Source organism: Arenimonas sp. (assembly GCF_022842045.1).
Taxonomy (GTDB): Bacteria; Pseudomonadota; Gammaproteobacteria; order Xanthomonadales; family Xanthomonadaceae; genus Arenimonas.
Window position 1 is genome coordinate 1 of sequence record NZ_JALHQI010000019.1, and the last position, 25602, is coordinate 25602.

At 70.9% G+C, this 25602-nt stretch carries 23 protein-coding genes; 11 read left to right on the forward strand and 12 right to left on the reverse strand.

Going from position 1 to position 25602, the window contains the following annotated elements; genetic code table 11:
• Positions 1-862, reverse strand: an 862-nt coding sequence (locus tag Q0C12_RS05980; protein ID WP_290887581.1) for a 5'-3' exonuclease H3TH domain-containing protein, incomplete at its 3' end; no start/stop codon positions are given.
• Between the two features lie 100 nt (positions 863-962).
• On the opposite strand from Q0C12_RS05980, the gene Q0C12_RS05985 reads away from it, so the two are divergent.
• Genes Q0C12_RS05985 through Q0C12_RS05995 form a run of 3 tightly spaced genes read left to right on the forward strand, consistent with a single transcriptional unit; the run spans position 963 to position 3171 of the window.
• Positions 963-1280, forward strand: a complete 318-nt coding sequence (locus Q0C12_RS05985) for a DUF2782 domain-containing protein (protein WP_290887584.1) — start codon at positions 963-965, stop codon at positions 1278-1280.
• Entirely contained in the window at positions 1271-1792 is a 522-nt protein-coding gene (locus Q0C12_RS05990; RefSeq protein ID WP_290887587.1) for a TRAP transporter small permease subunit, read from the forward strand. Before Q0C12_RS05985 ends, Q0C12_RS05990 begins: the two co-directional genes overlap by 10 nt.
• Positions 1789-3171, forward strand: a complete 1383-nt coding sequence (locus Q0C12_RS05995; protein ID WP_290887590.1) for a TRAP transporter large permease subunit — start codon at positions 1789-1791, stop codon at positions 3169-3171. Before Q0C12_RS05990 ends, Q0C12_RS05995 begins: the two co-directional genes overlap by 4 nt.
• Before the next feature lie 64 nt (positions 3172-3235).
• Here Q0C12_RS05995 and Q0C12_RS06000 read toward each other — a convergent pair whose 3' ends face one another.
• From Q0C12_RS06000 to Q0C12_RS06025, 6 genes are all read right to left on the reverse strand, one after another.
• Positions 3236-4330: a TRAP transporter substrate-binding protein gene (locus Q0C12_RS06000; RefSeq protein WP_290887593.1), complete on the reverse strand. Its 1095-nt coding sequence runs from the start codon at positions 4328-4330 to the stop codon at positions 3236-3238.
• Positions 4331-4381: 51 nt separating this feature from the next.
• Positions 4382-6556, reverse strand: a complete 2175-nt coding sequence (gene uvrD / locus Q0C12_RS06005) for a DNA helicase II (protein WP_290887596.1) — start codon at positions 6554-6556, stop codon at positions 4382-4384.
• A gap of 29 nt (positions 6557-6585) precedes the next feature.
• Entirely contained in the window at positions 6586-7149 is a 564-nt protein-coding gene (locus Q0C12_RS06010; RefSeq protein WP_290887599.1) for a TIGR00645 family protein, read from the reverse strand.
• Positions 7150-7161: 12 nt separating this feature from the next.
• Positions 7162-7380 carry a hypothetical protein gene (locus tag Q0C12_RS06015; RefSeq protein ID WP_290887601.1) on the reverse strand — a complete coding sequence of 73 codons (219 nt, stop codon included), beginning with the start codon at positions 7378-7380 and terminating at the stop codon, positions 7162-7164.
• Positions 7381-7468: 88 nt separating this feature from the next.
• On the reverse strand, positions 7469-8512 hold the full coding sequence (locus Q0C12_RS06020; protein WP_290887603.1) for a saccharopine dehydrogenase NADP-binding domain-containing protein: 1044 nt from the start codon (positions 8510-8512) through the stop codon (positions 7469-7471).
• 1 nt (position 8513) lies between these two features.
• Entirely contained in the window at positions 8514-9311 is a 798-nt protein-coding gene (locus Q0C12_RS06025) for an SDR family NAD(P)-dependent oxidoreductase (RefSeq protein WP_290887606.1), read from the reverse strand.
• Positions 9312-9411: 100 nt separating this feature from the next.
• Between Q0C12_RS06025 and Q0C12_RS06030 the strand changes: the two genes are divergently transcribed.
• The 4 genes from Q0C12_RS06030 to Q0C12_RS06045 are packed head-to-tail and all read left to right on the forward strand — an operon-like array spanning position 9412 to position 14025.
• Positions 9412-10173, forward strand: coding sequence for a glucose 1-dehydrogenase (locus tag Q0C12_RS06030; protein WP_290887609.1), 762 nt, complete (start codon positions 9412-9414; stop codon positions 10171-10173).
• Between the two features lie 9 nt (positions 10174-10182).
• Positions 10183-10869 carry a glutathione S-transferase N-terminal domain-containing protein gene (locus Q0C12_RS06035; protein WP_290887612.1) on the forward strand — a complete coding sequence of 229 codons (687 nt, stop codon included), beginning with the start codon at positions 10183-10185 and terminating at the stop codon, positions 10867-10869.
• 25 nt (positions 10870-10894) lie between these two features.
• A complete protein-coding gene (locus tag Q0C12_RS06040; protein WP_290887615.1) occupies positions 10895-11809 on the forward strand; it encodes an MBL fold metallo-hydrolase in 915 nt (304 codons plus the stop codon).
• On the forward strand, positions 11809-14025 hold the full coding sequence (locus tag Q0C12_RS06045) for a S9 family peptidase (protein ID WP_290887617.1): 2217 nt from the start codon (positions 11809-11811) through the stop codon (positions 14023-14025). The genes Q0C12_RS06040 and Q0C12_RS06045 overlap by 1 nt, the downstream gene beginning before the upstream one ends.
• Positions 14026-14045: 20 nt before the next feature.
• On the opposite strand, the gene xth is transcribed toward Q0C12_RS06045, so the two are convergent.
• From xth to Q0C12_RS06065, 4 genes are read right to left on the reverse strand one after another with little or no spacing between them, the layout of a single operon-like run.
• Entirely contained in the window at positions 14046-14825 is a 780-nt protein-coding gene (gene xth / locus Q0C12_RS06050) for an exodeoxyribonuclease III (protein ID WP_290887620.1), read from the reverse strand.
• Positions 14826-14870: 45 nt separating this feature from the next.
• On the reverse strand, positions 14871-16019 hold the full coding sequence (gene iadA, locus Q0C12_RS06055) for a beta-aspartyl-peptidase (protein WP_290887622.1): 1149 nt from the start codon (positions 16017-16019) through the stop codon (positions 14871-14873).
• Positions 16012-17421: a hypothetical protein gene (locus Q0C12_RS06060; RefSeq protein WP_290887625.1), complete on the reverse strand. Its 1410-nt coding sequence runs from the start codon at positions 17419-17421 to the stop codon at positions 16012-16014. Before Q0C12_RS06060 ends, iadA begins: the two co-directional genes overlap by 8 nt.
• A 4-nt stretch (positions 17422-17425) precedes the next feature.
• Positions 17426-20176 carry a TonB-dependent receptor gene (locus Q0C12_RS06065; protein ID WP_290887628.1) on the reverse strand — a complete coding sequence of 917 codons (2751 nt, stop codon included), beginning with the start codon at positions 20174-20176 and terminating at the stop codon, positions 17426-17428.
• A 303-nt stretch (positions 20177-20479) separates the two neighbouring features.
• On the opposite strand from Q0C12_RS06065, the gene Q0C12_RS06070 reads away from it, so the two are divergent.
• The 4 genes from Q0C12_RS06070 (at position 20480) to Q0C12_RS06085 (ending at position 24127) form a co-directional block, all read left to right on the forward strand.
• Positions 20480-22234: a hypothetical protein gene (locus Q0C12_RS06070; RefSeq protein ID WP_290887631.1), complete on the forward strand. Its 1755-nt coding sequence runs from the start codon at positions 20480-20482 to the stop codon at positions 22232-22234.
• On the forward strand, positions 22234-22383 hold the full coding sequence (locus Q0C12_RS06075) for a cytochrome b/b6 domain-containing protein (RefSeq protein WP_343212439.1): 150 nt from the start codon (positions 22234-22236) through the stop codon (positions 22381-22383). The genes Q0C12_RS06070 and Q0C12_RS06075 overlap by 1 nt, the downstream gene beginning before the upstream one ends.
• A gap of 63 nt (positions 22384-22446) precedes the next feature.
• On the forward strand, positions 22447-23463 hold the full coding sequence (gene ltaE / locus Q0C12_RS06080; protein WP_290887634.1) for a low-specificity L-threonine aldolase: 1017 nt from the start codon (positions 22447-22449) through the stop codon (positions 23461-23463).
• 31 nt (positions 23464-23494) lie between these two features.
• Positions 23495-24127 carry a methyltransferase domain-containing protein gene (locus Q0C12_RS06085; RefSeq protein WP_290887636.1) on the forward strand — a complete coding sequence of 211 codons (633 nt, stop codon included), beginning with the start codon at positions 23495-23497 and terminating at the stop codon, positions 24125-24127.
• 25 nt (positions 24128-24152) lie between these two features.
• On the opposite strand, the gene Q0C12_RS06090 is transcribed toward Q0C12_RS06085, so the two are convergent.
• Positions 24153-25583: an MFS transporter gene (locus Q0C12_RS06090; protein ID WP_290887637.1), complete on the reverse strand. Its 1431-nt coding sequence runs from the start codon at positions 25581-25583 to the stop codon at positions 24153-24155.
• Positions 25584-25602: the final 19 nt, after the last annotated feature.

Genomic DNA, 25602 nt, shown 5'->3' on the forward strand with positions numbered 1-25602 from the left:
CACGCGCCGGCGCGCCGGCGCCGCCGTCCAGTTCGCGCAGTGCGCTGCCGAAGCCGCAGCGCGTGTAGAGCTCGCGCAGCGCCTCGACGTCACGCGGCCGCAGGGTGAGGTCGGACGGCGCCTGCCCGAGCGGGACGTCGGTCTTGATGGTCACCAGCTGCTGGCTCAGCGGCAGCCGGTCGAGCGCCGCGCGCAGGTTCTCGCCGATCTTGCCGCCGATCTTGTCGGCGCTGGCGATCACCGCCTCGAGCGTGCCGTACTCGCCCAGCCACTTGGCCGCGGTCTTGGGGCCGCACTTGTCCACGCCGGGCACGTTGTCCACGGTGTCGCCCATCAGCGCCAGCAGGTCGATGACCTGGTCGGGCCGCACGCCGAACTTCTCCATCACGCCGGCGTCGTCGAGCACGCTGCCGGTCATGGTGTTGGTGAGCGTGATGCCCGGCCGCACCAGCTGGGCGAAATCCTTGTCGCTGGTGGAAATGGTGACCGGGATGCCGGCGGCGTGGGCCTGCAGGGCCAGCGTGCCGATCACGTCGTCGGCCTCGACGCCCGGCACGCACAGCAGCGGGAAGCCGAGCGCCTGCACGATCTGCTTCATCGGCTCGACCTGGGCGCGCAGGTCCTCGGGCATCGGCGGGCGGTTGGCCTTGTACTGCGGATACATCTCGTCGCGGAAGGTCGGGCCGGAGGCATCGAGCACGAAGGCGGTGTAGTCGGGGTTCTCCTTCAGCGTGGCGCGCAGCATGTTGACGATGCCGTACAGCGCCCCGGTGGGCGTGCCGTCGGGCGCGGTGAGCGGCGGCAGCGCATGGAAGGCCCGGAACAGGTAGGACGAGCCATCGATCAGGACGAGGCGGGACATGGCGGGGCCTTTCTGGACGAGGCCCCGATTTTAAGCCCCGCGGGCCTTGAGCGCCCGCGCCGCATTTGCCATCCTCGAAGGCCCGCGCGAGGACACCCCCATGGCCATCCTGCTTCCCCTGCTGCTGGCCCTGTCGGCCCAGGCCGAACCGGCCCGCGACGAGGCCCCCATCCCCGAGAAGGTGCAGGCACCCGCACGCGCCGACGACGAGCTGCCCGAGGTCGCGATCCGGGTCGAGCGCAACGGCGACCGGGTCGAGGAGTACCGCCAGAACGGCGTGCTGTACATGGTCAAGGTCACGCCGGAGCGCGGCCCGCCGTACTACCTGATGGATACCGACGGCAACGGCCGCTTCAACCGCGACGAGCGCGATCCGCGCATCCAGCCCGTGCACTGGGTCATCTACGAATGGGATTGAACCGGGTGGCGATGCTGCTGCGCGCCGTGGATGCCGTCAATGAAGCCGCGGGCCGGCTGGCCGGCGTGCTCGCGGTCGCGCTGGTGGCGCTGGTGTTCGGGCTGGTGCTGGCCCGCTACGCCTTCAACGCGGGCTCGGTGGCGGCGCAGGAGGCGGTACTGTGGCTGCACGCGTCCCTGTTCCTGCTCGGCCTCGGGTACACGCTGCGGCACGACGGACACGTGCGGGTGGATGTGTTCTCGCAGCGCTGGTCGGCGAAGGCGCGCGCCCGGGTGACGCTGGCGGCGACGCTGGCGCTGCTGCTGCCGTTCTGCGTGTTCATGCTGGCGATCAGTTGGGATTACGTGGCCGCCAGCTGGTCGGCGCGCGAAGGCTCGCGTGACCCGGGCGGCCTGCCCGGCTGGTACCTGCTCAAGTCGCTGCTGCCGCTGTCGGCGGCGCTGCTGTTCCTGCAGGGCGTGGCGCTGGCGCTGCGTTCGCTGCCGGCGGCTTTCGCGCGCGAGGCCGGATGAGCCTGCACGACCAGCAGATCCTGATGCTCGTGTTGCTGCTGCTGGGCCTGTTCGCGGGCCTGGCCAGCGGCTTCCCGGTGGCCTTCGTGCTTGGCGGCGTGGCGCTGCTGGCGGCGGGCGCGGGCCTGCTGGCGGGCAGCTTCGACCCCAGCTTCCTCGAGGCCTTCCCGAACCGCGTGTTCGGCGTGATGACCAACGAGACGCTGGTGGCGGTGCCGCTGTTCGTGTTCATGGGCGTGATGCTGGAGAAATCCCGCATCGCGGAGTCGCTGCTCGAGGCCGTGGCCTCGCTGTTCGGGCAGAAGCGCGGCGGCCTGGTGGTGGCGGTGCTGCTGGTCGGCGCGCTGCTGGCGGCGTCCACCGGCATCGTCGGTGCGACGGTGGTGGCGATGGGCCTGATCTCCCTGCCGACCATGCTGCGCCACGGCTATTGCCCGCGCCTGGCCAGCGGCGCGATCTGCGCCTCGGGCACGCTGGGCCAGATCGTCCCGCCCTCGATCGTGCTGGTACTGCTGGGCGACCAGCTGGGCAATGCCTACCAGCAGGCGCAGCTCAAGCAGGGCATCTTCGCGCCGGAGTCGATTTCGGTCGGCGACCTGTTCGCCGGCGCGCTGGTGCCGGGCTTGGGGCTGGTCGGGCTCTACCTCGCGTACGCACTGTGGGTGGCCTGGCGGCAGCCGGCGCGCGCGCCCGCCATCACCTCGCTCGCGCCGCGCGGCAAGCTGGCGCTGGCGAAGGCGATCCTGCCGGCGCTGTCGCTGATCCTGCTGGTGCTGGGTTCGATCCTGGGCGGCTTCGCCACGGCCACCGAAGCGGCCGCGGTGGGCGCGGTCGGCGCAACGGTGTTCGCGGCGATATACGGGCAGCTCGGCTGGGCGCGCCTGCGCGAGGTGTCGGAGCAGACGGTGAAGGTCACCGCGATGGTGTTCGCAATCCTGCTGGGTGCGGCGCTGTTCTCGCTGGTCTTCCGCGGCTATGGCGGCGACGACCTGGTGCACGAGGCGCTCACCGCGCTGCCGGGCGGCAAGTGGGGCGCGGTGGTGGCGGTGATGCTGCTGATGTTCGTGCTCGGCTTCGTGCTCGACTTCATCGAGATCGTGTTCGTGGTGGTGCCCATCGTCGGGCCGGTGCTGCTGGCGCTGGGCGTGGACCCGGTGTGGCTGGGCGTGATGATGGCCATCAACCTGCAGACCTCGTTCCTGACGCCGCCCTTCGGCTTCGCGTTGTTCTACCTGCGCGGCGTGGCGCCCCCGGGGCTGGCCACCGGCGACATCTACCGCGGCGTGCTCCCCTTCATCGGGCTGCAGCTGCTGATGCTGGCGCTGGTGGCCGCGTTCCCCGCCCTGGCGACGGCGCTGCCGGACTGGCTCTACCGCTGATCAGGGCGTTGCCTGGCCGGGCAGCGGCGGCAGGTGGCGCCCAGCGCCGCGGTATCCCGCAAGGTCAGCCGCGGGTGGCGTAGTAGGCCTCTTCCGACACCGCATGCCAGGCCTTGGCCTGGGCGCGGAAGGCCTGCATGGAGTCGAGCGCGCGGCGCGCCAGCGGATCGGCCGCGGCGGTTTCCTCCAGCACCTTGTCCGAGGCGCGGCGCAGCGCCAGCAGCACGTCGTCGGGCAGCTGGCGCAATTCGACGCCATGTTCGCGCACCAGCACGTCCAGCGCCTGCTGGTTGCGCGCGGTGTACTCGGCCAGCATCGCGTCGTTCACAGCGCGGCAGCACAGCGCGACGATCTCGCGCAGGTCCGGCGGCAGCGTCTCGTAGGCGGCCTGGTTGACCATGCACTCCAGCGTCGGGCCCGGCTCCTGCCAACCCGGGTAGTAGCAGTACTTCGCGGCGCGGTGCAGGCCAAAGGCCAGGTCGTTGTACGGCCCCACCCACTCGGCGGCGTCGATGGCGCCGGACTGCAGCGAGCTGAAGATCTCGGCGCCCGGCAGGTTGACCGGCGTCGCGCCCACGCGCGCCATCACCTCGCCGCCCAGGCCGGGGATGCGCATTTTCAGGCCCTGGAGGTCGGCCAGCGCGGCCAGCGGCTTGCGGAACCAGCCCGCCATCTGCACGCCGGTGTTGCCCGCCGGGAACGGCACCAGGCCGAAGGGCGCGTAAAGCTCGCGCCAGAGTTCGAGCCCGCCGCCCTCGTAAAGCCAGCCGTTCATTTCCTGGGCATTGAGGCCGAAGGGCACCGCGCAGAAGAACGGCGCCGCGGCGGCCTTGCCCTTCCAGTAGTAGCTGGCCGAGTGGCCCATCTCGGCCGTGCCGCGGCTGACCGCATCGAACACTTCGAAGGCCGGCACCAGTTCGCCGGCGCCGTAGACTTTCACCGTGAGGCGGCCGCCGCTGGTGGCGGTGATCATCTCGGCCAGGCGCGCGGCGCCGGTGCCCAGGCCCGGGAAATTCGTCGGCCAGGAGGTGACCATCTTCCAGACGAACTTTTCGGTGGGCGCCGCACCGGCTTCGCCCGCCGGCTTGGCACCGCAGGCCGCCAGCCCGGTCGCCACCGCGGCCACGCCGGCACCGCGCAGGAGTTCACGTCGCTTCATGGTTCCAGTCCTTTCCCGACAAGGCGCCAAGTATGCCCCAGCCCCCCCGGCTCAGGCTGGGGTGAGGTTGGCGTAGCCGAGGACCAGCCACTTGGCGCCGCCGCGCTCGAAGTTGACCTGCACGCGGGCGTGCGGACCGCTGCCCTCGGCGTCCATCACCGTGCCCTCGCCGAAGCTGGGGTGGGTGACGCGCTGGCCCAGGCGCAGCGAGGGACCGGACGCCACGTCCAGCGCCGCCGCGCGCGGCGGGCCGTAGGACGGGCGGCTGACGCTGACCTTGGGCCGCACCTCGCGCACCAGCGCCGGCGGGATCTCGCGCAGGAAGCGCGAGGGCGTGCCGTACATCTCCATGCCGTGCAGGCGCCGCGATTCGGCGTAGGTGAGCACCAGCTTCTGGCGCGCGCGCGTGAGGCCGACGTAGGCCAGGCGGCGCTCTTCCTCCAGCCGCCCGCTTTCCTCGATGGACTTGCCGCTCGGGAACAGGCCCTCCTCCATGCCGACCAGGAACACCTGCGGGAACTCCAGGCCCTTGGCGCTGTGCAGCGTCATCAGCTGCACGCCGTCCTCGCCGGCCTCGGCCTGGCCTTCGCCGGCCTCGAGCGAGGCGTAGCTGAGGAAGGCGACCAGCTCGCTCATCTCGGCGCTGGCGTCGTCATCGCGGCGTTCGAAGCGGCTGGCGACCGAGACCAGTTCGTCCAGGTTCTCGGTGCGCGAGTCGAGCTGGCCCTTCGACTCCTGCGCGTAGTGCGCGCGCAGGCCGGAGGTAGCGATGACGTGGTCGAACACCTCGTGCAGCGGCTGGTCGGCGGTGTCGGCCTGCAGCGCCTCCACCAGGTCGGCGAAGGCGCGCAGCGCGTTGCGGGCGCGGCCCGGCAGCGCGCCGCCCTCCGACAGCGCCACGGCGGCCTGCCAGAGTGGGACGGCCTGCTCGCGCGCGTGGCGCCGCACTTCGTCCAGCGTCTTGCCGCCAATGCCGCGCGGCGGCGTGTTCACCGCGCGCTCGAACGCCGCATCGTCGCTGCGGTTGGCCATCAGGCGCAGATAGGCCAGCGCGTCCTTGATTTCCATGCGCTCGAAGAAGCGCTGGCCGCCGTACACGCGGTAAGGCAGGCCGGCCTGCACCAGCTGTTCTTCGATCGCGCGCGACTGGGCGTTGGAGCGGTACAGCACGGCGTTGTCGCCGGCGCTGCCGCCGTCGCGGATCCAGGCCTGGATGCGCTCGATGACGAAGCGCGCCTCGTCCACCTCGTTGTAGGCGGCGAACAGGTCGATCGGCTCGCCCTCGCCGTCGGCCGTCCAGAGCTGCTTGCCGAGGCGGTCGGGGTTGTGGGTGATCACGGCGTTGGCGGCGGCCAGGATGTTGCCGGTGGAACGGTAGTTCTGCTCGAGCTTGAGCGTGCGTGCGCCCGGGTAGTCGCGCAGGAAGCGCTGCACGTTCTCGACCTTGGCGCCGCGCCAGCCGTAGATGGCCTGGTCGTCGTCGCCGACCACGAACACTTCGCCGGTGTCGCCGGCCAGCACGCGCACGAAGGCGTACTGGATCGAGTTCGTATCCTGGAACTCGTCCACCAGCAGGTGGCGGAAGCGCTGCTGGTAGTGGTGCAGCAGCACGGGGTGCTCGAGCCAGAGCTCGTGCGCGCGCAGCAGCAACTCGGCGAAGTCCACCAGGCCCGCGCGCTGGCAGCGGGCCTCGTAGGCTTCGTAGACCTTGAGCATGGTCTGGCCGTAGAAGTCGCCGCCGGCCGGCTGGATGTGTTTCGGGCGCCGGCCCTCGTCCTTCTGCGCGTTGATCCACCAGGCCATCTGCCGCGGCGGGAAGCGGCCCTCGTCGAGCTCGAGGTCGGCGCTGATGCGCTTGAGCAGGCGCACCTGGTCGTCCTGGTCGAGCACCTGGAAGGATTCGGGCAGGCCGGCCTCCTGCCAGTGCAGGCGCAGCAACCGGTGCGCCAGGCCGTGGAAGGTGCCGATCCACATGCCGCGGGCCCCGTTGCGCAGCAGCGCCTCGACCCGGCCGCGCATCTCGGCGGCGGCCTTGTTGGTGAAGGTGACGGCGAGGATGCCGTGCGCCGGCACGCCCACGACCTCGTTCAACCAGCCGATGCGGTGGGTGAGCACACGGGTCTTTCCCGAACCGGCACCGGCCAGCACCAGGGCATGGCCCGGCGGCGCGGAGACGACCTCGCGCTGGGCCGGGTTCAGTTCATCGAGCAGGTGGGAGACATCCATGGCGCCATTCTACCGGCGCCGCCGGAGGTTCAGTGCTTCTTGCTGACGGACACCGACTGCGCCATGAGCTTGTCGGTCCAGGCGATGCCGATCGCCGACAGGATGAAGATGGTGTGGATGATGGTCTGCCACATCACGCCCGCCTCGGTGAACTTGGAACCCGGGGCACCCAGGTCGCCGATGGCGATGAAGGTCTTGAGCAGGTGGATCGAGGAGATGCCGATGATGGCCATCGCCAGCTTCACCTTGAGCACGGAAGCGTTCACGTGGCTCAGCCACTCGGGCTGGTCCGGGTGGCCCTGCAGGTTCAGGCGCGAGACGAAGGTCTCGTAGCCGCCGACGATCACCATCACCAACAGGTTGGAGATCATCACCACGTCGATCAGGCCCAGCACCAGCAGCATGATCAGCTGCTCGGTGAGGCTGTTGGCGCCTGCAATCAGGTGCCACAGCTCCTTCATGAACAGGAACACGTAGACGCACTGGGCCAGGATCAGGCCCAGGTACAGCGGCAGCTGCAGCCAGCGCGACGCGAAGATCAGGGTGGAAAGCGGGCCGAGCTTCGGCGCCGCGCTGGATCCAGGCTGGTTCATGGGTTCGTCCGTTTACTTCTTGCTGGCCACGCCGACCACGACCGCGATGGCGCCCGCGCCAAGCAGGATCCAGCCGAGGTTGATGGGCGGGGTCTTGGTGTCGGTCTTGCTGATCTCGATCGGGCCGATGTCGGCGACCTTCTCGGTGCTCTGGAACTTGAACACGCCGCCGGCGATGAGGCCGCCGATGACGAGCAGGATGACGCCGATGACGATGGCGGGCATGCGCATGGTTCTACTCCAGGGTTGGCCCGGGGACCGGGCACGCGAAGGGTAGAGGCAACGCGGGGCGCTGCCAAGCGCCGCCGCCCGCCGCCGTTCAGTCCAGCGCCACCCCGGGCAGGGACAGTACGTAGTCGGCACCCATCAGGGCCGAGGGCGTGTAATAGCCCCCCTTCGGCGCCGGGCCGGCCAGCAGCCGGGCGACGATGCCCAGGGCCGCGGTGACGGTGATCTCGTAGCCGTTGGGCGTGCGCATCCGGCGCTTGACCTCGTTGCCGGCGGCATCGCGGGCCTCGCCCCAGACCACGCAGCCGGTCTTGCCGCGGGTGGCATCGGACGGGCCGCGAACGCGCTTCTCCACCTGCTTCTTGAGCAGCGACTGCACCGGGCCCAGGCCCAGCAGCGGGCCCAGCAGGCGCAGGCGGCGCAGCTTCTTGGCCGTGTCGGGCGGAACGCCCATGTAGACCTCGACGTTGCCGATGCCGGTGGACACGTAGGCGGTGTAGACGTCGCCCCAGGGAATGGTCATGGCGAAGCGCTGCTCGCCGTCGCGCTCGAAGGTGCGGGTCTTCCAGGCCAGCGGCACCCGCGTCATCTCGCCGTTGATGCGCGCGCGGCCGCCCTTGCCCAGGCCCTCCACGCTGGTCTTGGCGGTGCCGGGGCTGGGGCCGCCGCCGGCCTCGAAGGCCAGCACCAGCGAGTCGGCCGTCGGCAGTTCGCGCTTGAGCTGGGCCGCCAGGCAGTCGGTGGGCACCACGTCGAAGCCCGAGCCCGGCAACACCACGATGCCCCTGTCGCGGGCGCGGGCATCCTGCGCGTGGCAGTGCGCGAACACGTCGATCTCGCCGGTGATGTCGAGGTAGTGCGCACCCGCGTCCAGGCACGCCTCGAGCATCGGCGCGCAGGTGGCCGAAAACGGGCCGGCGCAGTGCATCACCAGGCCGATGCCGTTGAGCCCGCAGCGCAGCGCCTGTTCGTTGTCGAGCGCGAAGGCGCGCACCGGCAGGCCGTGCTTCTTCGCCAGCGGCTCCAGCGACGCCGCGCTGCGGCCCGCGAGCACCGGGCGCAGGCCGCGCTTGACCGCCTCCTCGACCATCATGCGGCCGGTGTAGCCGTTGGCGCCGTAGATCATCCAGTCCATGTCAGTGCCCCGCCGCGCGCGACTTGACCATCTTGAGCAGCTGGCGGAAGTAGGTTTCCGGCAGCCAGCGCTTCAGCCGCCAGCGCATCGGCTCGCGCTTGGTGGGCAGCACCAGGAACTCGCCGCGCCCGAGCGCCGCGAACACGTGGTCGGCGACCGAGTCGAGCGTGTCGGGCGAGGTGTCCATCATCCGCGCCGCGAAGTCCTTGAGCTTGGGGTTGCCCTGCCAGCTCTCGAGCAGGTTGGTGCGGAAGAAGGCCGGGCACAGGACGCTGACGGCGACGCCCTTGTCGTGCACCTCGGCGCGCAGCTGTTCGGACAGCGCGACCACCGCAGCCTTCGACACGCCGTAGCTCATGATGCTGGGCGCGCCCGCGAGGCCGGCGAAGCTGGCGGTGTTGACCACGTGGCCGCGGCCGGCGGCGATCATGCCCGGCAGGAACAGGCGGCAGCCGCGCACCACGCTGAGCACGTTGACGTCGAGCACGGTGCGCCACTCGGCCATCGTGGTCTCGACCATGGCGCCGCCGGTGGCCATGCCGGCATTGTTCACCAGCACGTCCAGGCCGCCCCACTCGCGGGCGACGGTTTCGTGCACCTGCTCCATCGCCTCGTCGCTGGCGACGTTGGCGGCCATGGTCAGGTGGCCACTGCCGGGCAGCGCGGCGCGGGTGAGTTCGGCGCGCGCGGCGTCGATGTCGACGCAGGCGACGCGGTCGCCGGCCCTGGCGTAACGCATCGCCAGCGCCTGCCCCAGCCCGCTGCCCGCTCCCGTGATCAGTACCCGACGCTGCGACATGGATCGTTCCCCCGGTGTGAGCCAGGCCTCGACGGGGCCTGTGCTAGATTCGGGAGCATACCAAGCCGTACGTCAATCACACGTTCCCGTGGAGTCCACCGTGTCCGATCCGCTTTTCGACCTCTCCGGCAAGACGGCCCTAGTCAGCGGCGCGTCCCGCGGCATCGGCGAGGCCATTGCCCACCTGCTGGCGGCGCACGGCGCCCACGTCATCTGCACCAGCCGCAAGCTCGAGGGCTGCGAGGCGGTGGCCAGCCAGATCCGCGCCGCGGGCGGCTCGGCCGAGGCGCATGCGGTGCACGTCGGCGACCCGGCCGCGATCGAAGGCCTGTTCGGGCAGCTCGACGCAGCCGGCCGCGCCGTGGACGTGCTGGTGAACAACGCCGCCGCCAACCCCTACTTCGGCCCGGCCATCGACATGACGCTGGACGCCTACGAGAAGACCGTGGAGGTGAACCTGCGCGGCTACTTCTGGACCACCGTGCAGGCCGCGCGCCGCATGAAGGGCCGCGGCGGCAGCATCGTCAACATCGCCTCGGTGAACGCCGAGCGCGCCGCGCCGGGGCAGCTGGTGTACTCGATGACCAAGGCCGGCATCGTCAACATGACCGAAGGCTTCGCCAAGGAACTGGCGCCGCTGGGCGTGCGCGTGAACGCGGTGCTGCCGGGCCTGACCGACACCAAGTTCGCTTCGACGCTCACCGGCAACCCCAAGATCATGGCGATGATGCTGCAGCTGATCCCGCTGGGCCGGATGGCGCAGCCGGGCGAGATCGCGCCGGCGGTGCTGTTCCTTGCCTCACCGGCATCCTCCTACCTCACCGGCGTTTCGCTGCCGGTGGATGGCGGCTACCTGGCCTGAGGTGCGGACGTGATCGACCTTTACTATTGGCCGACGCCGAACGGCCACAAGATCACCCTCTTCCTTGAGGAAGCCGGCCTGCCCTACCGCATCGTGCCGGTGGACATCGGGGCCGGCGACCAGTTCAAGCCGGAATTCCTGGCGATCTCCCCCAACAACCGCATGCCGGCGATCGTGGACCACGCGCCGGCCGACGGCGGCGAGCCGATCAGCGTGTTCGAGTCCGGTGCCATCCTGCAGTACCTGGCGGATAAATGCGGCCAGCTCCTGCCCCCCGCGGTGCGCGAGCGCAAGGCCGTGCTGGAGTGGCTGTCGTGGCAGCTGGGCGGCTTCGGGCCGATGCTGGGGCAGAACCACCACTTCACCCGCTACGCGCCCGAGAAGGTGCCTTACGCCATCGAGCGCTACCAGCGCGAGACCGCGCGGCTGTACGGCGTGCTGGACCGCCATCTCGCCGGGCGCGGGTTCATCGCCGGCGACGCACTGTCGATCGCGGACCTGGCCTGCCACCCGTGGGCGAACGCGCATGCCTGGCACCACGTCGACCTGGCCGACTACCCCGAGGTTCGGCGCTGGCATGCCGCGCTGGCGGCGCGGCCCGCATTCGTGCGCGCCTATGCGCTCGAACAAACCTACAAGCGTCCCGCCGACATGACCGACGAGATGCGTCGCAACCTGTTTGGGCGCCCCGCCTGAACCCCTGACCGCTCCGGAGCCCACCATGCACCGCACCGCCCTGCTTCCCGCCGCGCTCGCGGCCCTGCTGCTGGCCCTGCCGGCGGCCGCCCAGGATTTCTCGAAGGTCGAGGTCGAAAGCACGAAGGTCGCCGAGGGCGTGTATGCGCTCAAGGGCGCCGGCGGCAACCTTGGCCTGGTGGTGGGCGCCGACCGCGCCTTCCTGATCGACGACCAGTACGCGCCGATGGTGCCGAAGATCCGCGCCGCGATCGCCGCAATCACCGACAAGCCGGTCAGCTTCGTGCTCAACACCCACTGGCACGGCGACCACACCGGCGGCAACGAGGCCTTCGCCGAGTCCGGCACCCTGGTGGTGGCGCATGACAACGTGCGCACGCGCCTGTCCTCGGACCAGGTGATGGCCGCCTTCGACCGCACCGTCCCCGCCGCGCCCAAGGGCGCATTGCCGGTGATCACCTTCAACGACCAGGTCACCTTCCACGTTGGCGGCCACACCGTGCGCACGATCCACATCCCCAGCGCCCACACCGACGGCGACGCCATCGTGCACCTGCCGGAAACCAACGTGATCCACACCGGCGACCTGGTCTTCTACGGCCTCTACCCGGTGGTGGACTACAGCAACGGCGGCAGCCTCAAGGGCATGGCCGACGCCACCGCGAAGCTCATGGAAATGTCCAACGAAGACACCCGCTTCATCCCCGGCCACGGCCCGGTGGTGATCACGCGCCGGCAGCTGGCCGAGTACCTGCAGATGCTGCGCGTCGTGCACGCGCGCCTCGAGACGCTGATCGGCGAAGGCAAGACGCTGGACGAAGTGATCGCGGCCAGGCCCACCGCCGAATTCGACGAGCAGTGGGGCAAGGGCTTCCTGCCGCCCGAGCGCTGGGTGCGCATCAACTACCAGGGCATGGCCCCGGCCAAGGACGCGAAGTGATGAAGAGCCTGCTGCTGGCCACGATGATGTCCCTGACCGCCACCGCCACCGCACAAGACAAGCTCAGCCTGGAGGCGATCACCGGCGGTGCGCCGCTGTCGGGCCCGAGCCTGATGAAGCCGGCGATTTCGCCGGACGGGTCGCGCGTCACCTTCCTGCAGGGCAAGGCCGCGGACCGCTTCCAGCTCGACCTGTGGGAGTACGCCATCGCCGACGGCGAGCGCCGCCTGCTGGTGGATTCGGCGGTGGTGCTGCCGGGCGACGAGGTGCTGTCGGACGAGGAGAAGGCGCGGCGCGAGCGCCAGCGCATCGCCGCGTTCCGCGGCATCGTCGAGTACCAGTGGGCGCCGGACGGGAAGTCGCTGCTGTTCCCGCTGGGCGGCGAGCTTTATCGCTATGACCTCGGCGAGGGCGTGGCCGACCCGGTGCGCAAGCTGACCTCGGGCACGGGCTTCGCCACCGATCCGAAGGTTTCGCCGCGCGGCGGCTACGTCAGCTTCGTGCGCGACCGCAACCTGTGGGTGATCGACCTGGCCACCGGCCGCGAGCGCGCGCTCACCACCGACGGCAGCGAGGTGATCGGCAACGGCGTCGCCGAGTTCGTGGCCGACGAGGAAATGGGCCGCCACACGGGCTATTGGTGGGCGCCGGATGATTCCGCCATCGCCTTCGCGCGCATCGACGAGTCGCCGGTGCCGGTGCAGAAGCGGCCGGAGGTGTACGCCGACCGCACCGAGATCGTCGAGCAGCGCTACCCGGCCGCGGGCGATCCGAACGTGCGCATCAGCTTGCACGTGGCCTCGCTGCGCGACGGCCGGGTCACCGACATCGACCTCGGCAAGGAAACCGACATCTACCTGGCCCGCGTGAACTGGCGCGGCGCCGATCGCCTCACCTTCCAGCGCCAGTCGCGCGACCAGCGCCGCCTGGACCTGGTGGAGGCCACGCTGGCCAGCGGCCGCCAGCGCGTGCTGCTCACCGAGACCAGCAAGACCTGGGTCCCCCTGCACGATGGCCTGCGCTTCCTGGCCGATGGTCGCTTCCTGTGGCTGTCCGAGCGCAGCGGCTTCGAGCACCTCTACCTGCACGATGCCGACGGCAAGCCGCTGCGCGCGCTGACGGCCGGCGAGTGGACGGTCGAGGCGCTGCTGGGCGTGGACGAGGGCGCGGGCTACGCCTACGTGGCGGGCACCCGCGATTCACCGCTGGAGAACCACGTGTACGCCGTGCCGCTGGCCGGCGGCGAGCCGCGCCGGCTGACGCGCGAAGCCGGCATGCACCAGGCGGTATTCAGCGCCAACGCCGCGGTTTTCGTGGACCTCTGGTCGAACTCGGAAACGCCGCCGCAGACCGAGCTGCTGCGCGCCGACGGCACCCCGCTGGCGACGCTGGTGGCCAACGACCTCGCCGACCCGGCGCATCCCTATGCGCCCTACCGCGCGGCGCACCGCCCGGTCGAATTCGGCGAACTGAAGGCCGCCAGCGGCGAAACCTTGCACTACAGCCTCATCAAGCCGGCCGGCTTCGACCCGTCGAAGAAGTACCCGGTGGTGGTGTACGTGTACGGCGGCCCGGCCGCGCAGACCGTGACCCGCGCCTGGCCTGGCCGCGCCGACGCGCTGTTCAACCAGTACCTGGCCCAGAACGGCTACGTGGTGTTCTCGCTCGACAACCGCGGCACGCCGCGACGGGGCGCTAAGTTCGGCGGTGCGCTGTATGGCAGGCAGGGCACGGTGGAGGTCGAGGACCAGAAGCTGGGCGTTGATTTCCTGCGCCGGCAGCCTTGGGTGGACGGCGCGCGCATCGGCGTGCACGGCTGGTCCAACGGCGGCTACATGACCCTGATGCTGCTGGCGCAGGCCAGCGACCACTACGCCTGCGGCGTGGCCGGTGCGCCGGTCACCGACTGGGCGCTGTACGACACCCACTACACCGAGCGCTACATGGACCACCCGGCCGCGAACACCGAGGGTTACCGCGTCGCCTCGGTGTTCACCCACCTCGACGGCCTGCGCTCGAAGCTGCTGCTGGTGCACGGCATGGCCGACGACAACGTGCTGTTCACCAACTCGACCAAGCTGATGTCCGAGCTGCAGAAGCGCGGCACGCCGTTCGAGCTGATGACCTACCCCGGCGCCAAGCACGGCCTGCAGGGCGCCGACGCCCTGCACCGCTACCGCCTGTCCGAATCCTTCCTCGCCCGCTGCCTCAAGTAACCGCCTCCTACAGGGTGGCGTCAGCGCGACAGCTGGACGATCGCAGGCGCATGGTCGCTCGGGCGCTCCCAGGTGCGCGGTTCCCTGTCGATGCTGGCGCCCACGCAACGTTCGCGCAGGGCGTCGCTGACCAGGCACAAGTCGATGCGCAGGCCCAGGTTTCGGCGGAAGCCGGCGGCGCGGTAGTCCCACCAGCTGAACACGCCACCGTCCTCGTTGTGCAGGCGGTAGCTGTCGTGCAGGCCCAGCGCCAGCAGCCGCTGCAGCGCGGCGCGCTCGGCGGTGGAAGTGAGGATGCTGGCGTCGTTCCACACCGCCGGGTCGTGCACGTCGCGGTCGTCAGGGGCGATGTTGAAGTCGCCGAGCACGACCATCCGCGGGTGCGCCTTCATCTCTTCGGCCAGCCAGCCGTGCACGGCGTCGAGCCAGCGCAGCTTGTAGTCGTACTTGTCGGTGCCCACGTCCTGGCCGTTCACCACGTACAGGTTGACGATGCGCAGACCGCCGACGGTGGCGGCGATCACGCGCTTCTGCTCGTCCTCGAACCCCGGGATGCCCACCTGCACGTCGGTCGCCGGCTCGCGCGAGACGATGGCGACGCCGTTGTAGGTCTTCTGGCCGGCGAACACGCTGCGGTAGCCCAGCGCCGCCAGCGCGTCGTCGGGGAAGCGGGCGTCCTCGAGCTTGGTCTCCTGCAGCGCGACGATGTCGGGCGCGCGCAGCTTCAGCCATTCCTCCAGGTGCGGGAGGCGGACGTTGAGGGAGTTGACGTTCCAGCTGGCGATCGTGGTCGTATCCATGCGCGAATGCTAACGGTTCGCGCCGCACCCAGCCACGGCGGGGACTCACCCGCCCGTGCGCAGCCGTCCGCCGGCGACCACGGCCTCGATCGCAAGGGTCCGCGGCGACAGCAGCAGCAGGTCGGCGTCCATGCCCACGGCCAGCCGGCCCTTGCGTCCGAGGCCCCAGATCGCTGCCGGCGTTGCGGTCAAGGCGGGCAGCACCGCCTCGAGCGCCATGCCGGACTGCTGCACCGCGGACACCAGCGACGCATGCAGGCTGGCCATCGACGCCACCTCCAGTCCGAGCAGCCTTCCTTCCGCGTCGAAATGCGGCAGGCTGGCCTGGCCATCGGAACTGAGGCTGATGCGCGCCACCGGATGGCCTGCCCGCAGCAATTCCACCAGCGCCTCCGCCGCCGGCACTTCGCCCGCCGCCAGCAGGTCCTCGCTGGTGCTGGTGGTGAGGTCGATGCTGCCGCCCCGGGCCAGCCACGCCGCCGATTGGTCGAGCAAGGCGCGGTTCCGGTTGAGATGGGTCGGATGCCACTGCGAAGCGGGCACCGCATGCCGGGTGGTGACGTCGTGCAGCAGGGCCAGGCCCTCCGCGCTGTCGCCAACGTGCACGAGCACCGTGCCGCGCTTGCCGGCGAGCAGGCCGCCCACGCGCGCATCGGCGGCGATTCGCGCCAGCTCGTCGACATTGGGCTGCGAGCCGCGATGGTCGGCGATGGCGATCTCGCCGACGCCAAGGAAGTCGGGCACCAGCACCAGGTCGTCGCGGACGCTGCCGGTCAGCGTGCGAACGGGCACCCGGTAGCTGCCGGTCAACGCATAGGCGCTCAGTCCGTGCGCGCCCAGCGCGCGGCAGGAGGCCAGCAGATCGGCGTGGCTGCGCGTCACGTCGTCGGTGCCCAGCGCACCCACCAGCGTGGTGACGCCCGCCGCGATCGCATCCGCCGGCTGCAGCGCCGGCGTGCGCGTGCCGAAGCCGCCTTCGCCGCCGCCGCCGCTGACGTGCACCAGCGAGTCCACGAAGCCGGGCACGGCCAGCCGGCCGGCCGCATCAAGCTCGACGACTTCCAGCCCCCGGCCCGGCTCGATCCGCGGCGCGATCGCGACGATGCGCCCGCCCGCCAGCAGCAGGTCGGCCATGCCCCGGTCCTCGGGCACGTACATCCGCGCGTTGCGCACCAGCAAGACCGGATCAGGCATATCCCACTCCCAGGGCCAGGGCGACGGTGGCCGCCGCCATGGCCATGAACAAAACGAAAAGCCGCCAGATCATGCGCAGCCACTCACCCCAGCCAATCCCGGCAACGCCGATGGCGCCCATCATCACCGCCGAGGTCGGCACCACCAGGTTGGTCAGGCCGTCGCCCAGCTGGAAGGCGAGCACCGCCACCTGGCGCGGCACCTGCAGCAGGTCGCCCAGGCCCGCCATCAGCGGCATGGTGATCGCGGCCTGCGCCGACCCGGACGTGACGAAGAAATTGAAGACCGACTGGAACACCAGCATGCCCTGCGCCGCGGCCCAGGTCGGCCAGCCCTCCAGCAGGTGGCCGATGCCGTAGAGCAACGTGTTGAGGACGGAGGGCTGGTGCGGATCGGCGCCGCCCAGCAGCCACAGCATGCCCTTGGCCGCGGCGATCACCAGCGCCACCGGCACCAGCTGCTTCACGCCGTCGGTGAAGGTTTCAGCCAGCGTGTTGGCATCCATGCGCCGGTCGAGCCAGGCGACGACCGCCGCGAACAGGCCGAGCGCGAAGAACTGCGCCGACAGCTCCGGCAGGTAATACTGGCGCTCGGTGACGCCCCAGACGATCCAGGCCACGGTGGCCACGAGCCCCAGCAGGATCACGCGGTCTGCCCAGCCCAGCGCGACGCGCGAGACCTCCACCGGCGCGTCCGCGCGCGGCCGCCGGTAGCGGCGGGCGTACCAGATCGTGAACGCCAGGCCGGTCGCGGTGAACACCGCCCACATGCCGATGCGGAAGCCCGCGCCCGACAGCGGCGGCAAGCCGGCGATGCCCTGCGCCACCAGCACGCTGAAGGGATTCATCCAGGACGTGGCGAAGCCGACCTGGCTGGCGAGGTAGGTGGCCATCACCGCGCATTCGCGCGGCAGGCCCAGGCGATCCACCAGCGGCAGCAGCAGCACGATGAAGGCGATGGTTTCCTCGCCCATGCCGAAAACGGCGCCGCCGAGCGAAAACGCCACGAACAGGCTGCCCAGCAACCAGGCCGGACGATCGCCCGTGAGCGAGACCAGCTTCATCAGGCCGCGGTCGACCGCGCCGGTGGCGCTGACCACCGCGAAGGAGCCGCCGACGATGAGGATGAGGGCGATGACGCCGACCGCGGCGCCGTTGCGCCCGCCCGACACCAGGCCTTCGAAGAGGAAGTTCAAAAAACCGCGCCCATCCTCGGTGCCGAACAGGACCGAGGTGGGCGCGCCGGGGACCCACGAGAACCGCTCCAGCGCCACCGGGGCACCGGGCTCGAACACGCCGGCCGGCACCCAGGGCACCACCAGCGCCGCCAGCAAGGCGATAGCCAGCAGCACCAGGAAGGTATTGACGCCCTTGCCGGACGACGCGGGAGCGGGTGTGGTCAAAGGCTCAATACCGGTAGACGTAGTCGAGGGTGATGAAGCGGCCGAGCGAGTTGTGGTTGTAGTCGTCGAAGTTGCTGGCCGAACCCAGCGCCCGCGGCGGATCGCGGTCGGCCAGGTTGCGCACCACCAGGCCCAGCGACTGGCGATCGTCGAGGTCCCAGCCGACGCTGGCGTTGAGCGTAGTCCAGGACCCGATGCGGCGCCCGGCCGGCACGTTCGAGAGCTCGTCGTCATCATAGAAGCCATCGACGTGGTTCGCCCAGAAGCGCGCACTCCAGTTGCCGCCGCTCCAGGAAATGCCGGCGTTCACCAGCCACTCCGGGTAGCGGAACTCGCCCACGCGTTCGAACAGGCGCACGCCATCGTTGCAGGCACCGGCGCCGCGCCGGGTGCTGGTGTCGCCCGGCGAGCAGGATTCGCTGCGCTCGAACGAGCGGGTCCAGGTGGCGTCGACGTAGGCGCCGAACTGGCCGGAGGCGCCTTCGGCGAAGCGATGGTCCAGGCTGATGTCGACGCCGTCGGTGCGCTGCTGGCCGATGTTGATCAGCTGCAGCTGCACGTCCTCGATCGGGTCGCCGATGGCGCCGCCGCGGGTGACGATGCCGATCACACCCGGCGGCAGGTCGCCGCGGTCATAGACCAGGCTGGGGTCGGCCAGCGCCTGGCGGAAGAGCTCGAGCGGGTCGATGTCCACCAGGTCGCGCTGGTCGAAGTTCCAGTAGTCCACCGTCAGCGTGGTGCGGTCGCCGAGGCTGAACACGCTGCCCAGGTACCAGGCGGTCGAGGTTTCGGCCTCGAGCGCGGGGTTGCCGTAGATCTCCGAGAGGTAACCGTCGTCGCCTTCGAAGCCGCCGCAGAACGTATCGAAGAACTCGCTGCCCGCCGAGCACGGCAGCGCACCCGAGCTGAGCGAGGTGCCGGCGCCGACCTGGGCCAGCGAGGGCGCGCGGAAGGAGGTGTTCCAGCCGCCGCGGAACAGCACGGCGTCGCTCACCCGCCAGCGCAGGCCGATGGCCGGGTTCACGTCGCCGCCGAAGTCGTCGTAATGGTCGTAGCGCGCCGCCAGCCGCACGTCGAAGGTCGCGGTGACCGGCAGGTTGGTTTCGGCATACATCGCCCACTGCGTGCGCGCCGCCTCGACGGCGGTCGAACCGAAGCCATACACCGGCACTTCGCCGGTATCGCGATCGATCTCGGCCAGCGGAGACGGCTCGTCGGTGATCTTCTCGCGGCGGGCCTCGGCGCCGAAGGCCCAGGCGATGTCGCCGCCGGGCAGGCTGCCGAAGCTGCCGGCGACCTTGCCGTCCCAGGCGTAGAGCGTGGAGGTGCCGTCGCGCGGCACGCGCTCGCGAACCAGGTCGAGCACCTGCTGCGAATTGCCGGCTTGCGCGTTGAACGGGTCGTACCACAACCCACCGGCGCCCGGACTGCAGTTGGTGGCACCGTCGGCACACAGTTCGCCGAGCAGGCCGGCGCGGATGCGCGCCACGTTGTAGATGCCGGCGATCGCCTCCTGGCGCGATTCGCTGCGCGAGGCCGAGACGGTGGTTTCCCAGTCCCAGTTACCGGCGACGCCGCGCAGGCCGTTGAGCAGGCGCCAGCTGCGCGTGGTGACCTCGAGCGTGCGCGCGTCGGGGAAGCGGCCGATGCCCACCAGCGCCGTGGTGTCGAAGCCCTGGTCGATGAAGCGCTGGCGCAGCTCCGCCGGCATGCCCGGGTGGTCGAAGGCGATGAGCTCTTCGGTCCACGGCGCCGGTGAAGAGTCGGCGCGCGATTCATTGCGCTGCAGCGCCAGCTCGGCGAAATACTCCAGCCCCCCGTCGAACTCCACCGACAGCGTGCCGTAGCCGCCGAGGGTCTTGAGCTGCGGGTCGGTGGCGGTGAACGCGTTGCGGTTGACCTCGCAGTACTCGCCGAACCGTCCGACGCCGAACTGGTCCGCGGGGCAGGCGGCCTCGACGATGTCGTCCTGGGCGAAGTCGAGGTCGTTGAAGCTCGGGTAGATGCCCTGCTGCGACGGCCGCGGCTCGACCGCCGAGATCGCGCGGTCGCGGTCGTACAGGGCATTGCGCTGGAAGGCATCGACGATCAGCATGCCGCGCACGCGGTCGCGGGCGAAGCCGGCCACGAGGTTCGCGTTCATGCGGCCCTCGTCGGTGCTGCGGGTCGAATCGCCGTAGCTCGCCGACAGGCGCACGCCCTCGAAGTCGCGCCTGAGGATCAGGTTGACCACGCCGGCGACCGCGTCGGCGCCGTAGATCGCGGACGCGCCGGTGGTCAGGATCTCGACGCGCTCGATCGCGGCCATCGGGATCGCGTTGATGTCGACGAAGTTCTCGGAGCCGTTCGCGAACGACGAAGCCGCCACGCGGCGGCCGTTGACCAGGGTCAGCGTGGACGAGGTGCCCAGGCCGCGCAGCGATGCGCCGGCGGTGCCCGCGGGCGCATCGGCCTGCAGCGCGCCGGAATTGGCGGTACTGAAGTTGCCGGTGCCGCCGCCGGTCTCGGAGACCTGCTTGAGCAGGTCGCCGACACTGGTGGCGCCGAAGGCCTTGATGTCCTCGGCGTCGATCACGATCACCGGCTGCGCTTCCTGCAGGTCGATGCCGCGCAGGTTGGAGCCGGTGACGTTGACGGCATCGAGGCGCACGGCCTCGTCGCCGGCCGGCGGCGCCTCGGCTTCGGCCTGGGACTGGGCGACCGCGACTGGCGCGGCCAGGACCATCGCCACGGCGACGGCGAGCGGTTTGAGCATGGATTTCATGGTGTTCCCCCGGACGGCCGCGGGCGCGCCCGGTGGCGCGGTTGGCGGCGCTGGCTTGGATGTTTTCGCCGTCGACGACGGCGGCTCACCGACCCAGGCAGGTCGGCGTGGGGCCCGGGGATGGCCCTACTCGTCCCACCACTCGCTGAGGTAGTAGGTCCGGCAGATATGGCGGATGTGGGCGTGCGTCTTCGGCATGTCACCAACTCTTGCTGCGGGGCAAGGTTTACTCCCGGCCACGCGCCCGCGTCAAGTGCACTTGCCCGGCCAGCGGCCAGACACTAGGGTCGGCGCATGCCCAGACTCCTTCCCCTGCTGCTGTTGCTGGCGTCCCCGCACGCCCTGGCCACGCCGCCGCGCGCGAGCGAACTCTTCCTTGCCGGCGGCTCCCTGCGCACCTGCTCCGACCTCGCGCCCCAGGCCTGCCGCAGCCCGCGCACCGACCCCACGCGGCGCCAGCCCGCGCGCTATCTCGTCGACGACGAGTCGATCGCGCGCGCGCTCGACCCCCTGCTTTGGCGGGCCAGCGCCGGTGCGCCACCGGCCTCCGCGCTGGCGCCGATGCTCGCAAGCGCCGCGCGCGACGCCGACTGGAGCCGCGACCAGCTTGAAGATCACTTCAGCGCCTACTGTCCACGCGCGACCTGCGATGGCGTCGCCTTCGGCTCGCCCTGGCAGCGCCTGCTGGACGACGAACAGGCTGCCCTGCTGAGCGCGCTCGAACGGCCGCAGCGCCACGGGGACGGCCGGGCGCGTGAACGCGCCGACCTGGCCGACAGCCGCGAACAGGCGGGCGTGGCGATCCTGCGCGCCTTCGTCGCCGCCGCGGCCGCGCGTGCCGACGGGCGGCCGCCGCGGATCGCCGTGGTCACCGCCTCGGCGGTGGATCCCTTCGACCCGGTGGACTTCTACCTCGATGCCTTCCGCGAGCTCGGCGCCGACGCCGTGTGGTGGCCCGTGGACGCCGCCCTGAAAGCCGCGGTTTCCAGCGGCGACTGCGACGCGCTGGAGTCGCTGCGCCGCGAGCACCTGCAGCTGGCGGACCGCGACCGGATCTACCCGGACCTGGCCGAACAGCAGCGCCAGGCCTGCCTGGACCCGGAAGCAACGGCCGCACTGCCGGGCCAGGTGCAGGGCATGTTCTTCGCCGGTGGCGACCAGTGGCGTCACCGCGCGGCCTTCTTCGATGCCGCCGATCGCCCCAACGCCTGGCTTGTTTCGCTGCGCGCTTCGCATGCCAGCGGCGCGCTGGTGGTGGGCGGCACCAGCGCGGGTACGGCGGTGCAGGGCGGCGCGGCGATGCTGAGCAACGGCACCAGTGCCCTGGCGCTGCGCGAAGGTGCCCGCGCCCGCGCCCCGATGGCGCCGGGCTGTGCGCGCGCCGGCCGCTGCGCCGACGGACTGGACGAAGACACGCTGACCTACTGGGATCGCGGCGGCCTGGGCCTGCTGCCCGGCTGGACGATGGACACGCACTTCTCGGAACGCGCCCGCGAACTGCGGCTGCTGGCGCTGATGCATGCCGCCAAGGTCGACCATGCGCTCGGCGTTGACGAGACCAGCGCCATCCGCGTGGTGAAGCAGGACGGCGCCCTGCGCTTTGAGGCGCTTGGTGCGCAAGGCGGCTGGCTGTTCGAGCGGCAGCCGGAAACCCCGGACGGGGCCATGGCCGCGCGCGTCCACTACCTCGCGCCGGGCGCGGAATTCTCGCTCGAGGCAGCCGGGCTGAAGCCGCTCGCGCCCCTCGGCAACGTCGTGTCGGACGCCGCAGCGCCGCGCGGCGCGGCCACTCGGCAAGCGGCCGAGGCGAACGCCGCGTCGGGGCACGATGCCCTCGCCCCGGAGAGCCTGCGTGCAGCCGCCCGTGTCGCCGCGGACTGCAGCCGCACACTTCGACCGCTGTCGGCCGGCGACGGCACGGCGACGCTCGCCTGCACCGACGCCACCTTCGCCTGGCCCGCACCGGGCACCGGATCCCGGACCACGCGCGGCGTGGGCAACCTGCTGCTGCGCTACGCCCCGGGCGCGGAGGAAGAGCGTTCGCGCTGATGGCGCCCGACGCGGCCCTGGCCGCCCGGCTAGAGGATCTGCACGAGCTGCTCGGCACGGCGTTCTACTACGTGGTCGGCCTGCACGTCGCGGCGGCGCTCTACCACCACTTCGTCCGCCGCGACGACACCCTGCGCCGCATGGCCTGAGCGTTGCCATCGCGCCCCGGCTCGGCCAGAGTGGCGGCTCGCTTCCCGCCACCGGACCCGCGCATGCCCTGGGTAGACCTTCGCAGCGACACCGTGACCCGCCCCACCGATGCGATGCGCGAGGCCGGGCTGCGCGCGCCGGTCGGCGACGACGTGATGGGTGACGACCCGAGCGTGAACGCACTGCAGGACCGGCTCTCGGGCGAACTCGGCTTCGAAGCCGGCCTGTTCGTGCCCAGCGGAACCCAGAGCAACCTGCTGGCGCTGATGGCGCACTGCGAGCGCGGCGACGAATACCTGGTGGGCATGGACGCGCACACCTACAAGTACGAAGGCGGCGGCGCCGCCGTGCTGGGCTCGATCCAGCCGCAGCCCATCGTCAACGCGCCCGACGGCACGCTGCCGCTGGATGCCGTGGCCGCCGCGATCAAGCCCGCCGGCGATCCCCATTTCGCGCGCACGCGGCTGCTGGCGCTGGAGAACACCTGGCACGGCCGCGTGCTGCCCCTGCCCTACCTCGCGCAGGCGCGCGACCTGGCCAAGGCCCACGGCCTGGGCTACCACCTCGATGGCGCGCGGCTCTACAACGCGGCGGTCGCCGGCGGCACCAGCGCGGCGCACATCGCCTCGCATTTCGATTCCGTGTCGGTGTGCCTGTCGAAGGGCCTGGGCGCGCCGGTGGGCTCGGTGCTGCTGGGCACGCACGCACTGATCGACAAGGCGCGCCGCTGGCGCAAGGTGCTGGGCGGCGGCTGGCGCCAGGCCGGGCAGCTGGCGGCGATGGCTTCGCATGCGCTCGACCACCACGTCGCGCGCCTGGCCGACGACCACCGCCGCGCCGCGCAGCTGGCCGACGCGCTGGCGGCGCTGCCCGGCGTGCAGGTGGAGACGCCGCAGACCAACCTGGTCTTCATCACCGTGCCCGATGGCCGGCAGGCCGCGCTGGCCGCGCATCTTCGCGACGAGGGCGTGCTGGTTTCGGTAGGTCGCGGCCCGCGCATCCGACTGGTGACCCACCTGGACGTGGATGACGCCGGGCTGGCCTGCGCGATCGCGGCCTTCCGAGGCTTCTTCGGGTGATGGTGCGCGCCGGGCGGGGCATAATCGGGCCATGAGCCTTCCCGACTGCCACCTCGACCTCGGCTGCGGCACGCAGCCGCGCAATCCCTACGGCCGCGGCACGCTGTATGGCGTGGACATCCGCGCCCCCGAAGGCCCGGTGGACTACGAGCACCGCGTCGCCAACCTGGTGCTGCAGCCGATTCCGTTCGCGGACGACAGCCTGGGGTCGGTCTCGGCCTTCGACTACCTCGAGCACGTGCCCCGCCTGTTCCCGGACGGGAAGGGCGGCACCTGCTTCCCCTTCGTGCGGCTCATGGACGAGATCTGGCGCGTGCTCGCGCCGGGGGGGCGGCTGTATGCGCTCACGCCGGCCTATCCGCACCCGGAGGCCTTCGTCGACCCGACCCACGTCAACATCATCACCGACGAAAGCCATACCTACTTCTGCGGCGAATCGCCGCTGGGGCGGATGTACGGCTTCCAGGGCCGCTTCCGCGCGCTCCGGGTGGTGCGCACCGAACGCGCCAGTGCCTACAGCGCGCTGGCCAACTCGCCGCAGAACCACGGCCCCGCGAAGCGCATCGCCCGCAGCCTTCGCCGCTGGGTCCGCTTCCTGCGCGGCAAGCGCGCGCAGCTCTCCCCCGCCTGGCTCCTCTGGGAACTCGAGGCCATCAAGCCCTGAGCCATTCCCTTGTGGGAGGGGGCGCTCACGTGTTCGGCCGCTGCGCGGCCTTGGGTTCGGTGACTTCGTGACCGGGTTCCGCGCGGCCGGCCATTTCGGCGCCCGCGTCGCGCGGCAGGCGGAACATCACCCAGGCCGACAGCGCCGAGATGGTGCCCACGGTCAGGAAAGCCCAGCCGAAGTTGCCCGCGTCGGCGTAGTCGTTGCCGGTGAGCGCACCCGCGATCTGCAGCGCATAGCCGCCGATCGCCACGCCCAGCGCCAGCGAAAGCTGCTGCATCATGCCCGACAGGCTGCTGGCCTGGCCCATGCGCGCCGGGTCCACTTCGGCGTAGCTGATGGCGTTGAGGCTGGTGAACTGCAGCGAGCGGAAGCAGCCCGACACCAGCAGCACCGCCATGATCACCCAGTGCGCGGTGTCGGCGCGGAACAGGCCGAAGCCCGCCAGCATCGCCGAGGCCAGCAGCGCGTTCACCCACAGCACGCGCCGGAAACCGAAGCGCTTGAGTACGCTGGCCGCGATCGTCTTCATGAACATCGCGCCGACCGCCGACACGAAGGTGAGCAGGCCCGAGGCCAGCGGCGTCAGTCCGAAGCCAAGCTGCAGCATCAGCGGCAGCAGGAAGGGCGTGGCGCCGATGCCGATGCGGAACAGCATGCCGCCCATCACGCCGGCGCGGAACGTCGGCAACTTCAGCAGGCGCAGGTCGATCAGGGGATGCGGGTGGCGCAGCGCGTGCCAGACATAGCCAGCCATTCCGCCGAGCCCGAGCAGCAGGCAGCCCACCGCCACCGGCGTCGACACCATGTGCCGCCCGAGGCTGGAGAACCCGAACAGCGCCAGCGCCAGGCCCAGCCCCGACAGCGCGAAGCCGGTCCAGTCCAGCGGCTTCACCGGCTCGCGCAGGTCGGGCACGAAGCGCCAGGCCAGGAACAGGCCGAGCAAGCCCATCGGGATGTTCACCAGGAAGATCCAGCGCCAGTCGCTGTAGGTCGCGATCAGGCCACCGAGCGGCGGGCCGATGATCGGCGCCACCAGCGCCGGAATCGTGAGCCAGCTCAGCGCCTGCACCAGCTCGCTCTTGGGCACCGTGCGCAGCAGCACCAGACGCCCCACCGGCACCATCAGCGCACCGCCCATGCCCTGCAGGAAGCGCGCCGCCACCATCTGCTCCAGCGTGCCGCTGGCCGCGCAAGCCAGTGACCCCAGCAGGAACACCGCGATCGCCGCCATGAAGGTGCTGCGCGCCCCGAACCGGTCCGCCACCCACCCACTGACCGGGATGAACACCGCCAGCGCCAGCAGGTAGGCCGTGAGCGCGAGCTTTAGCGCGATCGGCTCGGTGCCGAGGTCTTGCGCGATCACCGGCAGCGACGTCGCGATCGCCGTCGAGTCCATGTTCTCGATGAACAACGCACACGCGACGATCAGCGCCAGCCGACGACCGGGGTTCATCTTCGTCGCTTTCGTCGTA